Below are 12526 nucleotides of genomic sequence, written 5' to 3'. Positions count from 1 at the left end.
AAAAATATCTTGGGAGGATTCGAGAAGATGCTGATATCTAAGCGCCCTAAAAAGACACAAACGACCCGCCGAAGAATGCGGGAGGGAGGCGGAAAGGCTCACACCCGAGCCAGAAGCTCTGCGGGTGTAAATGCCATAACGCTGCTTTTGGTGAAGTCCCGGACATTGCGGGTAATGATGTAGTTGGCATGGATCCGCTCAGCGGTGACGCTCTGAACTGCATCTTCAAAATCAGCCCAATGCAACGCAGCTGCCTTAGACACGTCGGCAGAAGTGAGATCTGCAAATTCGAAGATCAAGCCGAGCCGCTGGAGAACATCTTCGATTTTCTCCGGCGTAAGCTGTTTACGCATGATGTAGACCAAATTCGCAAACGTCAGCGCAGAGATATACCCCTTTGCCTGCTCAGTTTCGCAGAGCTTCCAGACAAGAGAGGATTCTTTGACGAACTCGGGACGGTTCAGCAGAACATCCAGAATGATATTTGCGTCAATCAGCAACACCATACTTTTCTGCCAGCCTTTCCGATTTTGCTTCGTCAAGCTCAATATCGCCGTGCAGGATGCCGGTCAAAGAGTCCGTCAGATAAGACACCGCAGCCCCCTTCGGGATGAAACGCCCAACTTCGCGCCCGTTTTTCGTGACGATGATTTCCTGACCGTTCAGAACCAGATTCAGGTAGCGTCCAAAATTATTCTGCATTTCCGTTGCAGTAGCAGTTGCAGCAACCATAAAGGCACCTCCTTGTTTTAGCTATTTTTAGTATACTCCATAATAGCTAAAATATCAAGAGAACGTGCAAAAAAGCAGGGAAGAGAGCGGCGGTTCGAATGAACAAAAAATAGAAGGGCCACCAGAACATAAGAAAACCGCCCAGATTCTGACGAACCTAGGCAGTTTTTACGTGGAGCGGGCAATGGGAATCGAACCCACCTCCTCAGCTTGGAAGGCTGATATACTAGCCGATGTACGATGCCCGCATATTCTGTTTTGCCGGGATGCAAGCAGTATTATAGCATGATTCGCGGCAAATGTCCAGCATTTTTTGCCCAAAGTGCAGAAGGAGAAGAAACCTTTGCCGCTGAGCTGGCGTTTGCCTGTTTACTTTGGAGCAGTTTTATTGTAAAATAGACAGGAGATAAAACCGGCGGCGCACAGCGCGGCCAAATCTGATACAGGTGGTGTATGTTATTATGGCATTGAAATATCAGCGTATCCTTCTGAAGATCAGCGGCGAGGCCCTCGGCGGCGAAAAGGGGACCGGTTTCGACGAGCCGACCATGGACGCGATCTGCGGCGGCGTAAAGAAGGCCCATGAGCTGGGCGTTCAGATCGGCATCGTCGTGGGCGGCGGCAACTTCTGGCGCGGCCGTTCCAGCGGCAGGATGGAGCGTACGCTGGCCGACAAGATCGGTATGCTGGCAACGGTGATGAACGCTCTGGCTGTCTCCGACAAGCTGGAGCAGCTGGGTGTGCCGACCGAGGTGTTCACCTCTATCACCATGCCGCAGGTGGCCCCGGCCTTCACCCGCAAGGACGCTCTCCGCGCAATGGACGAGGGCAAGATCGCCATCTTCGGCGGCGGTACGGGCAACCCCTTCTTCTCCACCGACACGACCACTGCCCTGCGCGCCGTTGAGGTGAGCGCAGACATCATGTTCAAGGCCACGATGGTGGACGGCGTCTATGACAAGGACCCCCACAAGTACCCCGACGCCAAGAAGTACGAGACCCTTACCTTTACCAAGGTGCTGGAAGACCGTCTGGCTGTTATGGACGGCACTGCCGCCACCCTCTGCCGGGACAACAAGCTCCCCATCCTCGTGTTCGATCTGGCCGACCCCGACAACATCGCCCGCGCTGTGCAGGGTGAGAACGTGGGCACACTGGTCTACGAGGGCTGAGCATACCGCCCCGCTTCCGACAATAGAATATCCCAGACGCCTTTTCGCGGCTGGTGAGAATTGATAACAAACAGGAGACAAGGACAATGAGCAGCAACACCAAGGCATTCGAAGACAAGATGAAGAGCGCAGTCGAGCATCTGGAGCGCGAGCTGAAGACCGTGCGCGCAGGCCGCGCCAACCCCGGCGTTCTGGACAAGGTGACCGTGGATTACTACGGTTCTCCCACGCCCATCCAGCAGGTGGCTTCTGTGGCTGTCAGCGAGGCCCGCACCCTGACCATCACCCCGTGGGACCGCACCCTGCTGCGCGCCATCAGCAAGGCGATCCTGGCCAGCGATGTGGGCATCAACCCCATTGATGACGGCCAGACCATCCGTCTGAACTTCCCGGCTCCCACCGAGGAGCGCCGCAAGCAGCTGGCCAAGGAAGTCTCCAAGATGGGCGAGGAGGCAAAGGTCGCCGTCCGCAACGTCCGCCGTGACGCCATGGATAAGGCCAAGGCCATGAAGAAGGCCGGTGAGCTGACCGAGGACACCCAGAAGACCATGGAAGAGGACGTCCAGAAGCTGACCGACAAGTATGTGAAGAACATCGACGCTGCCGTGGAAGAGAAGCAGAAGGAGATCATGTCCGTCTGATTCCGACTGCAGGCAAAGCAGGGAGGTGCCGTGCGCTGAAAGAAGGTGCGCGGCACTTTTTGCCAGACGAGACGTAGAGGAAGAAGAGCATGGAGCATTCAAAGGATTTTGCGAAGGGACTGTCCATCGGCATCATCATGGACGGCAACGGCCGCTGGGCCAAGAGCCGCGGCCTGCCCCGCACCGCCGGCCATAAAAAGGGCGCACAGGTCTTTCAGGACATTGCGGACTACTGCGATGAACTGGGCGTAGAGTCGGTGTATTTTTACGCATTCTCGACCGAAAACTGGAAGCGTCCCGCCGAGGAGGTAGGCGCGATCATGCGGCTGTTCGGCGAATACCTCATCAAGGGCTTCGACTACGAGAACCGGAACGTCCGCATCTGCTTCATGGGCGACCGCACGGTGCTGGAGCCCAAGCTGCAGGAGCTGATGAACAAGCTGGAGCGGGACTCTGCCTGCAAGACCGGCCTGACCATCAACATCGCCATCAACTACGGCGGACGGCCTGAGATCGTCCGGGCGGCCCGGAGCCTCGCGGCCAGGGCGGCTGCGGGCGAGCTGAAGCCTGAGGACATCACGGAAGAGGCTCTTTCGGCCCAGATGTACACCGCCGGCCAGAAAGACCCCGACTTCATCCTCCGCCCCAGCGGAGAGAAGCGGCTCTCCAACTTCATGCTCTGGCAGGCGGCTTACTCCGAACTGGTGGAAATGGACGTTCTGTGGCCTGATTTCACCCGTGATGACCTCGATGCCGCCATCATGGAGTTCAACCGGCGCTCCCGCCGCTTCGGCGGACTCTGAGAGCAGCGACCGATACGCAAGATGCCGCGCGGCGTGCGCGGCCCCCGGAGAGCGCCCGGTATTTCCTCGGGCGCTGACGCTGCAGACCCTGCCAGAGCAGGGGAGCGGCTCCCGGACGAAACAAAGGAGAACATGAAACTATGAAAACACGAATCATCACAGCCGTGGTGGGCCTGATCGTTCTGGCAGGCGTCCTGTTCACCTTCGATACGCTGGTGTTCAATCTGGTCATCGCGGCCATCACCCTCATCGCCCTGCATGAAATTTACTCTGCGCTGGGTTTTGAAAAGCAGGACTGGCCGCTGCTGGCTGTTCTGGTGCCCTACACACTGCTCATCATGCTGTCGAGCTACAGCGTCTTCCGGGCGATGGTGATGCCCGCTTCCTTCCTCGTGGTGCTGTTCTATGCCATCTACCTTGTAGTGCGCAACGGCGTTATCAGCTACCAGAAAGCCAGCGGCCTCGCCATGTTTTCGGGCATTGTGATCTTCTGCTTCTACTCGTTCATCCGGCTCAAGGAGATGCTGCCGGTGGAGGAGTATGGCTATGACGCCATCTTCTTCATCCTGCTCATCCTCTGCTTCGCCTGGGGCGGCGATACCTGCGCCTACTTCGCGGGCCGCGCCTTTGGCAAGCATAAGCTCTGCCCGGTGGTCAGCCCCAAAAAGACGGTGGAGGGTGCTGTTGGCGGCGTGCTGGGCACCATGGTGTTCGGTGTGCTGATCACGGTCATCTACTCCATCGCAGCAGACCGGATGGAAGAGTTCACCCGCTCCAACATTGGCGTATCCATGTATGTCATCATTGCGCTGCTGGCCTGTGTGGCTGCGGTGCTGGGCATCTACGGCGACCTGTTCGCCAGCGTGGTCAAGCGCCAGTGCGGCATCAAGGACTACGGCACCATCTTCCCGGGCCACGGCGGCATCCTTGACCGCTTCGACAGCGTGATGTTCATCGCGCCCTTTGTCACCATGGTGGTCATCGCAGCATTCTACAATTAAAATCAGCAGGAGATAGATTCTTTATGGCTAAGAAAATCACGCTGCTGGGATCTACCGGCTCCATCGGCACCCAGAGTCTCGATGTCATCCGCGCTCAAGGGTATGAGGTGTTCGGCCTGTCGGCTCACAGCCAGACGGATAAAATTTTGCAGCAGATAGAAGAATTCCACCCGAAATACGTCTGTATGACCAGTGAGGCCGGTGCCGAAAAGCTTTCGGCTGCGCTGGCCGGCCGCGCCAATGCACCCAGGCTCCTGACCGGCCCCGAGGGCCTGAAGGCCCTCGCCGCGATGGACGGCCCGGACGTGGTGCTGAACAGCGTGGTGGGCATCGCGGGCCTCGGAGCAAGCCTTGCCGCCATCGAGAACGGCCATGACCTGGCCCTCGCCAACAAGGAAAGCCTCGTCACCGGCGGCCATCTCGTCACTCAGGCCGTGGCGAAGCACGGCGTCAAGCTGCTGCCCGTGGACAGTGAGCACTCGGCCATCTTCCAGTGCCTGCAGGATAAGGAGAGCGCCAAGAGCCTGACCAAGATCCTGCTGACGGCTTCCGGCGGCCCCTTCTTCGGCATGAAGACCGAAGAGCTGCGGGGCAAGACCAAGGCCGATGCCCTCAAGCATCCCAACTGGAACATGGGTGCAAAGATCACCATCGACAGCGCCACCCTGATGAATAAGGGCCTCGAGCTCATCGAGGCTGTGTGGCTGTTCGGTCTGCCTCCGGAGAAGATTCAAATCGTCGTCCAGCGCCAGAGCATCGTCCACTCGGCGGTGCAGTACAGCGACAACTCCATCATCGCCCAGCTGGGTGTGCCGGATATGCGCATCCCCATCCAGTATGCGCTGACCTATCCGGCCCGTGTGCCGGGCGTCGTGCCGGAGCTGGACTTCACCACCCTCAAGCTGCTGACCTTCGATGTGGCCGACGAGGAGACGTTCCGCTGCCTCGCCGCCTGCAAGAAGGCCATCAGAAAGGGCGGTCTCGGCCCCTGCGCCGCCAACGGTGCCAACGAGGAGGCCGTCAAGCTCTTCCTCGAGGATAAGATCGGCTTCCTCGACATCGGCCGTCTGGTGGAGGCTGTCGTGGACAGCGACAGCTTCGGCGGCGACTACAGCCTCGCGGATGTGTATGAGTGTGACCGTATGGCCCGCGCATTCGTGAGAGCACATCTGTAATATAGGAGAAATAATGTCAGTTTTCATCACCTTTGCTGCCGCGCTGCTCATCTTCGGCGCGGTCATCGCCATCCACGAGTTCGGCCATTTTGCAGTGGCAAAGCTCTGCGGGGTCCAGGTCAACGAGTTTTCCATTGGCATGGGTCCGACCCTCATCAAGACCTACCGCAAAGGTACGCAGTATACCCTGCGGCTCCTGCCCGTAGGCGGCTTTGTGGCGCTGGAAGGGGAGGAGAGCCCCGAGAGCGAGCAGGCCGAGGGTGGAAGCGGGGATGATGACGGCCCGGACATCCCGCCGGAGGTGCTGGCGCAGCGGACAGGCAAGCCGCTGAACGAGGCGGCTGTCTGGCAGCGGATGCTGGTGATGGCGGCAGGCGCGGTGATGAACTTCGTGCTGGGCTTCGTGGTGCTGCTGCTCCTCATCTCGCTGCGCAGTGAGCCCATCACCAGCAAGGTTATCTATGCCGTGGAGGATAACGCCCTCTGCGGCCAGACCGGCCTGCAGGCCGGCGACGAGATCGTGGCCGTCAACGGGCGGCACTGCTTCGTGGCCAACGATATGCTCTACGAGCTTATGCGCACCGAGAGCTACCGTGCGGACTTCACCGTCCGCCGGGACGGCAGGCTCGTGGAGCTGCCGGACGTCCGGTTCGACACCTGGCAGGATGAACAGGGCCAGACCCATATGACACTGGGCTTTACAGTCTACGGCCTCAAAAAAACACCGCTGAATGTCCTGAAAGAGTCGGCCAACAGCGTCATCTACTATGGACGCATCATCTATACCTCGCTGGCCGACCTTCTGAGGGGCCGCGAGAGCATCAACGACCTGTCCGGCCCGGTGGGCATCGTGACCGCCATCGGTCAGGCCGCAAGCTACGGCTGGGAGGATGTGGCTGAGCTGCTGGGGCTCATCACCATCAACCTCGGCGTCTTGAATCTGCTGCCGTTCCCGGCGCTGGACGGCGGCAAGATCGTCTTCCTGCTCATCGAGGCAGTCACCGGCCATGCAGTGCCGGAAAAGATCCAGGGCAGCCTGACCGTCGCAGCCTTTGCGCTGCTGTTCGGCCTGATGCTCTTTGCAACGTACAATGACATCGTCCGGCTCGTGACCGGAGCAGTTTGAAAGAGGTAAAACCATGCGGCAGCTGAAACGTGAAGTGAAGATCGGCAATGTGACCATCGGCGGCAAGAATCCCATTGCCGTACAGACCATGCTGAACGTCCCGGTGGAGGACATCGAGGGCAATGTGGCGCAGGCAAAGCGCTGCGAAGCGGCAGGCTGTCAGATCTTGCGCGTGACCTGTCCCAGCGCGGCAGACGCCAAGTGCATCGAGGCTGTCAAGAACGCCGTGAATATCCCCATCGTGGCGGACATCCACTTCGACTACAAGGCAGCCATCGCCTGTGCCGACGTGGGGGTGGATAAGATCCGCATCAACCCGGGAAACATCGGCGACGATGACCGCGTGAAGGCGGTCGTGGATGCCTGCCAGCAGAAAAATATCCCCATCCGCATCGGCGTCAACGGCGGCAGTCTGGAAAAGCACATCCTCGCCAAGTACGGCGCGCCTGTGCCGGAAGCGATGGTGGAGAGCGCTCTGTACCATGTCCACCTGCTGGAAAAGTTCGACTTCAACAACATCGTCATCTCCATCAAGAACTCCAACGTCCCCCGCATGATGGAGGCATACCGCCAGCTCAGCGCTGTGACCGACTACCCGCTCCATGTGGGCGTCACGGAGGCCGGCACTTACCAGATGGGCCTGCTCAAGAGCGGCATGGGCATCGGTGGGATGCTGCTGGAGGGGATCGGCGACACCATTCGTGTCTCGCTGGCTGCTGACCCTGAGAAGGAAGTGGAAGCAGGCTACAATATCCTGCGCGCTGTCGGCTTCCCGGTGGCCGGCCCGGAGGTCATCACCTGCCCGACCTGCGGCCGCACCCAGTACCCCTGCACCGAAATCGCAAATGAGGTGGAGCGTCGGCTTCAGGGCTGCAAAAAGTCCATCAAGGTGGCTGTCATGGGCTGTGTCGTCAACGGCCCCGGCGAGGCCCGTGAGGCGGACATCGGCATTGCCGGCGGCAAGGGCGAGGCAGTGCTGTTCGTCCACGGCGAACCCGTCAGGAAGCTGACGGGGGATAATATCCTCGACCAGTTCATGGAGGAGATCGATAAGCTGTAAGCTCAAGAACGACCTGCTGCCACGCCCTTTTCCAGGGCGCGGCAGTTTGTGTTGTTATCTGATAGAAAAGGAGTACCACTGTGACACCACTTGTTTCCCAGCTATGGCCGCAGTTTATGGCGGACCCGGACTTTGCGGCCTGTTTTGGCCGCGTGGTCGTCGAGCACGCCCAGATGCTGCGGCAGGAGCGGCAGGTCATCTTTACGCTGCGCAGTTCTGCCCCGCTGGACAAGGGGCTGTGCGCCCGGCTGCTGGCCTCGCTGGCACCGGATTACGAGGGCTTCGAGCTCCGCATCAACAATCTTTTCGGCTATGCGACGCTGGATGAAGCCGGTCTGCGGGAGCTGATGGAGGAGATGAAGCGGGACGGCGTCCCCATCAACGGCTTCCTCGACCGCTGCCGCATCACCATCACCGGCCAGAACATCACCATCGGCGTCTGCCACGGCACGAAGTTTTTGCAGGAGATGCAGTTCGAGCGCCTGCTGGCGGAGCGCATCGCTGCCCACACCGGCGTAAAGCCCAGAGTGACGCTGGAAAGCAGCGTGGGCGAGGCCGAACAGCGCCAGATGGAAGAAAAGCTCGAGCGGAAAATTGCGCCGCCTGTCGTCAAGTTTGAGAAAAAGAACACTGCTCCCTCCATCAAGGTGGAGGGCCTCGACCTCACGGACAAGCCCGTCACCATCTTCCACGGCAAGATGTTCACCCCGAAAAACCTCACACCCCTCAAGGATCTGGGCGGCGAGGGCGGCAAGTGCATGATCTGGGGCGACGTCTTCTTCACCGAGGTGAAGGGCAGCTTCCGCAAGATATACACCGTCTCCATCACCGATTACACCGGCTCCATCAACCTGAAGATCCGTGCGCAGGAAGGGGAGGACTGCTCCAAGTGGGAGTCCATCCCCAAGGGTACGACGGTCGTGGTGCGCGGCGACTGCTCCTACGATAAGTACGAGCACGACTATATCGTCTGGCCCTACGACGTCCTCTTTGTCGAGCGCAAAAAGCGGGAGGACAACGCCCCCGTCAAGCGGGTGGAGCTGCATCTGCATACCAAGCTGTCCAGCATGGACGCCTTCTGCGACCCCGGCGGCATCGTCAAGCTGGCCCACCGGATGGGCCACCCGGCCATTGCCATCACCGACCACGGCGTCTGTCAGGGCTACCCCGAGGCGATGCTGGCTGCGGACGCCATCCACAAGACAGACCCGGACTTCAAGCTCATCTACGGCTGTGAGGCCTACTTTGTCGATGATATGATACCCTGCGTCTACGGCGTGAAAGACGAGCCGCTGAACGGTGAGTTCTGCGTCTTCGACACTGAGACGACGGGCCTCGACCCCGGCGTGGAATATCTGACAGAGATCGGCGCGGTCATCGTGCGGAACGGGGAGGTGGTGGAAGAATTCGACACCTTCGTAAAACCCGGAAAGCCCATCACCCCCAAGATCACCGAGCTGACCGGCATCACCAACGAGATGGTGGCCGACGCCCCCGGCGAGGCCGAGGCGCTGAAAGCCTTCCTCGACTTTGTGGATGGCCGCATCCTCGTGGGCCACAACGCCCACTCCTTCGACATCCGGTTCCTCCGCGCCGCCGCCAAGCGGAGCGGCATCGAGTTTGAGCCGACCTATATCGACACCCTGACCATGGCTCAGGCCATGTACCCCGGCCTCCACAACTACAAGCAGGGGACCATCAACAAGCATCTGGAGCTGCCCGCCTACGAGGCCCACCGCGCCTGCGAGGACTCTGCCGCACTGGGCCGCATCTTCTGCGTCATGCTGAAAGATCTGGAGGAAAAGCAGGTCACCGCCGTCAGCGGCATCAACACCGGCCTTGGCGGGAACCGCGAGGTGCTGAAAAAGAAGTATTATCACCTCATCATCCTCGTGCGCAACCAGATGGGCCTGAAAAACCTCTATAAAATCGTCAGCGAGGCCCATGTCAACTACTTCTTCAAGAAGCCCCGCGTCCCCCGCAGCCTTCTGAACAAGTATCGGGACGGCCTTATCCTCACTTCTGCCTGTGAAGCAGGAGAACTTTACAGGGCAATCGTGGAGGGCCGCTCCTACGAAGAACTGAAGAAAGTTGCATCGTACTACGATGTTTTGGAGGTCCAGCCCCTGGGCAACAACGCCTATATGGTGCGGGAGGGCAAGGTGGAGAGCGAAGAGGTCATCAAGGACTTCAACCGCACCGTCATCAAGCTGGGCGAAGACCTGCACAAGCCCGTCATCGCCACCGGCGACGTCCATTTCACCGAGCCGGAGGACGCCATCTACCGCTCTGTCCTGCAGGCGGGCAACGGCTTCAAGGACGCGGACAACCAGCCGCCCCTGTTCTACCGCACCACCGAGGACATGCTGAACCAGTTCAGCTACCTGCCCAAGGAAAAGGCCTACGAGATCGTCGTGACCAATCCCCGCAAGATAGCGGCCAGCATCGACGGCAACGTCCGCGCCATCCCGCGCGGCACCTACCCGCCCAGCATCGAGGGCGCAGAACAGCAGCTCCGGGATGCGACCTGGGAACACGCGAAGCGGGACTATGGCGACCCTCTGCCCGAGATCGTGGAGAAGCGCCTGCAAAAAGAGCTGGACTCCATCTGCGGCCACGGCTATGCCGTCCTGTACGTCATCGCGGTCAAACTGGTGGCCTACTCCAACGCGGGCGGCTATCAGGTGGGCAGTCGTGGTTCGGTCGGCTCGTCAGCTGTGGCCCACTTCTCCGGAATCTCGGAGGTCAACAGTCTGCCGCCCCACTACCGCTGCCCCAAGTGCAAGTACAGCGAGTTCATCACCGATGGCAGCGTGGACGATGGCTTCGACCTGCCCGACAAGAACTGCCCCCACTGCGGCACCCGGATGCTGGTGGACGGCCACGACATCCCTTTCGAGACCTTCCTTGGCTTCTACGGCGACAAGGAGCCTGATATTGACCTGAACTTCTCGGGCGAGTACCAGTCCAACGTCCACCGCTACACGGAGGAGCTGTTCGGCAAGGCCAACGTGTTCAAGGCCGGCACCGTCTCCGGTATTCAGGACAAGACGGCCTATGGTTACGTCAAAAAGTATCTGGACGATCGGGGGAGAACGGTCAACCACGCCGAGGAGAACCGTCTGACGCTGGGCTGTACCGGCGTCAAGCGTACCACCGGCCAGCATCCCGGCGGCATGGTCGTCGTGCCGGACACCTATGAGATCTACGATTTCTGCCCCATCCAGCACCCGGCGGACGATGTGGCGGGCGGTCTGCTGACTACCCACTTCGAGTTCAAGTACCTCCACGACACCCTGCTCAAGCTGGACGAGCTGGGCCACGATATGCCCACCTTCTACAAGTATTTCGAGGAGTACACCGGCATCCCCGTGGACAGCATCCCCATGAACGACCCCAAGGTCTACAGCCTGCTCACCAGCCCGGAAGAGCTGGGTGTGACGCCGGAGCAGATCGACAGTCAGACCGGCACCTTCGGCATCCCCGAGATGGGCACCAACTTCGTGCGCGGAATGCTGGTGGAGGCCCGTCCCAAGAATTTCTCCGAGCTTATCCAGATCTCGGGCCTGTCCCACGGCACCGACGTCTGGACCGGCAACGCCGACGAGCTCATCCGCAGCGGCACCTGCACCATCGCGGAGGTCATCGGCTGCCGTGACAGCATCATGCTCTATCTGCTCCGCAAGGGCCTCGAGCCCAAGATGGCCTTCGATATTATGGAGGCTGTCCGTAAGGGCAAGGTGGCCAAGGGCGGCTTTGCGCCCGGCTGGGAAGAGGCCATGCGGGAGCACGAGGTGCCGGACTGGTACATCGAGAGCTGCCGCAAGATAAAATATATGTTCCCGAAAGCCCATGCGGTGGCCTACCTGATGTCGGCCATCCGGCTCATGTGGTTCAAGCTCTACCACCCGCAGGCGTTCTATGCGGTGTACTTCACCGTCCGCGGCGATGACATCGACTATGAAGCCGCTGTGGGCGGTGCGGCGGTGGCCCGCGCCCACATGAATGAGGTGAAGCGCCGCCTCAAGGAAGAGAAGAACGCCAAGGATGAAGATGTGCTCGTCTCGCTCCAGCTGGTCAACGAGATGCTGGTGCGCGGCTACGAGTTCCTGCCCATCGAGCTGGGCAAGAGCCGGGGCTCGAAGTATGTGGTGGAGGACGGCAAGGTGCGCCTGCCCTTCTGCTCCCTGAAAGGTCTGGGCGGTGCCGCCGCCGATGCGCTGGAAAACGCCACCCTCCATGGGCAGGAGTATCTCTCCATCGAGGAGTTGCAGCAGGCCTCCGGCGTTGGCAGCAGCATCATCGACCGCCTGCGTCAGGTGGGCGCTCTGGGCGACCTGCCCGAGAGCAGTCAGGTGAGCTTTTTCTGACAAAACTGCATAGGACTTCAACACACACGGTCTGCCGTAAAAGGCGGGCCGTGTGTTTTTTGTTCTCCCGGCGGGGGCAGGGGGTCTTTGATGGCTCCCGCAAAATTGGCGGTCTGTGGAAACGATACCGGCATTACCGGGATTCCCGGAAATTGAGCTGATTTTTTGATATGCTTCGGCGATATGCCCATAAATACGGGAAAATGTATGCTAAATTCACAAAAACACATAGAAATGTAAAGAATATTTATTGAAAACAGGCCTTGAAATATACAGGGGGGGGGGGGGAAAATGCCGTTTTTTATTAACATCTCCCAGGCCCAGAGGCAAGAGGGAAATTCGTATGCCGTCTTCTGCTTGAAAAAAAAAAAAAATCCTCTTATACTCTTGTCCACCGCTTCCCTCCCCCAAGTCCCGATACACGCACTCTTATCCACCATTACATT

At 59.5% G+C, this 12526-nt stretch carries 11 protein-coding genes and 1 tRNA gene; 8 read left to right on the top strand and 4 right to left on the bottom strand.

The window, feature by feature from the left end; all coding sequences use genetic code 11:
• Window positions 1-98: 98 nt before the first annotated feature.
• The 3 genes from F3G95_RS13075 to F3G95_RS13065 all read right to left on the bottom strand — a co-directional run bounded on the left by F3G95_RS13075 (window position 99) and on the right by F3G95_RS13065 (window position 980).
• Complete coding sequence (locus F3G95_RS13075) at window positions 99-506, bottom strand: PIN domain-containing protein (protein ID WP_149795284.1); 408 nt, start codon at window positions 504-506, stop codon at window positions 99-101.
• The gene (locus F3G95_RS13070; RefSeq protein ID WP_149795283.1) at window positions 490-732 is read right to left on the bottom strand and encodes a type II toxin-antitoxin system prevent-host-death family antitoxin; all 243 of its coding nucleotides are present in this window, start codon (window positions 730-732) and stop codon (window positions 490-492) included. The genes F3G95_RS13075 and F3G95_RS13070 overlap by 17 nt, the downstream gene beginning before the upstream one ends.
• Window positions 733-905: 173 nt before the next feature.
• Window positions 906-980: transfer RNA gene (locus F3G95_RS13065), tRNA-Gly, on the bottom strand.
• Window positions 981-1193: 213 nt separating this feature from the next.
• On the opposite strand from F3G95_RS13065, the gene pyrH reads away from it, so the two are divergent.
• The 8 genes from pyrH (at window position 1194) to F3G95_RS13025 (ending at window position 12080) form a co-directional block, all read left to right on the top strand.
• Window positions 1194-1904 (top strand): UMP kinase, encoded by a 711-nt coding sequence (pyrH, locus tag F3G95_RS13060; RefSeq protein ID WP_149795282.1) that lies wholly within the window; start codon window positions 1194-1196, stop codon window positions 1902-1904.
• Between the two features lie 86 nt (window positions 1905-1990).
• Window positions 1991-2545, top strand: coding sequence for a ribosome recycling factor (gene frr, locus F3G95_RS13055; RefSeq protein WP_015563925.1), 555 nt, complete (start codon window positions 1991-1993; stop codon window positions 2543-2545).
• An 89-nt stretch (window positions 2546-2634) separates the two neighbouring features.
• Window positions 2635-3348, top strand: a complete 714-nt coding sequence (gene uppS / locus F3G95_RS13050) for a polyprenyl diphosphate synthase (protein WP_149795281.1) — start codon at window positions 2635-2637, stop codon at window positions 3346-3348.
• A gap of 140 nt (window positions 3349-3488) precedes the next feature.
• A complete protein-coding gene (locus F3G95_RS13045; protein ID WP_149795280.1) occupies window positions 3489-4349 on the top strand; it encodes a phosphatidate cytidylyltransferase in 861 nt (286 codons plus the stop codon).
• Between the two features lie 23 nt (window positions 4350-4372).
• Window positions 4373-5524 (top strand): 1-deoxy-D-xylulose-5-phosphate reductoisomerase, encoded by a 1152-nt coding sequence (dxr, locus tag F3G95_RS13040; RefSeq protein ID WP_149795279.1) that lies wholly within the window; start codon window positions 4373-4375, stop codon window positions 5522-5524.
• 13 nt (window positions 5525-5537) lie between these two features.
• Window positions 5538-6650 carry a site-2 protease family protein gene (locus tag F3G95_RS13035; RefSeq protein ID WP_149795278.1) on the top strand — a complete coding sequence of 371 codons (1113 nt, stop codon included), beginning with the start codon at window positions 5538-5540 and terminating at the stop codon, window positions 6648-6650.
• 13 nt (window positions 6651-6663) lie between these two features.
• Window positions 6664-7710 carry a flavodoxin-dependent (E)-4-hydroxy-3-methylbut-2-enyl-diphosphate synthase gene (gene ispG, locus F3G95_RS13030; RefSeq protein ID WP_149795277.1) on the top strand — a complete coding sequence of 349 codons (1047 nt, stop codon included), beginning with the start codon at window positions 6664-6666 and terminating at the stop codon, window positions 7708-7710.
• An 80-nt stretch (window positions 7711-7790) separates the two neighbouring features.
• Entirely contained in the window at window positions 7791-12080 is a 4290-nt protein-coding gene (locus F3G95_RS13025) for a PolC-type DNA polymerase III (protein ID WP_243130398.1), read from the top strand.
• 17 nt (window positions 12081-12097) lie between these two features.
• On the opposite strand, the gene F3G95_RS13905 is transcribed toward F3G95_RS13025, so the two are convergent.
• Window positions 12098-12526: hypothetical protein (locus F3G95_RS13905; protein WP_207706444.1), on the bottom strand; the 429-nt coding region annotated here is incomplete at its 5' end.

It is taken from the genome of Faecalibacterium sp. Marseille-P9312 (assembly GCF_902497445.1).
GTDB classification, from domain to species: Bacteria; Bacillota; Clostridia; order Oscillospirales; family Ruminococcaceae; genus Faecalibacterium; species Faecalibacterium longum.
The sequence above is the reverse complement of the archived record's forward strand: the minus strand, read 5'-3'. Positions and strand labels throughout refer to the sequence as shown.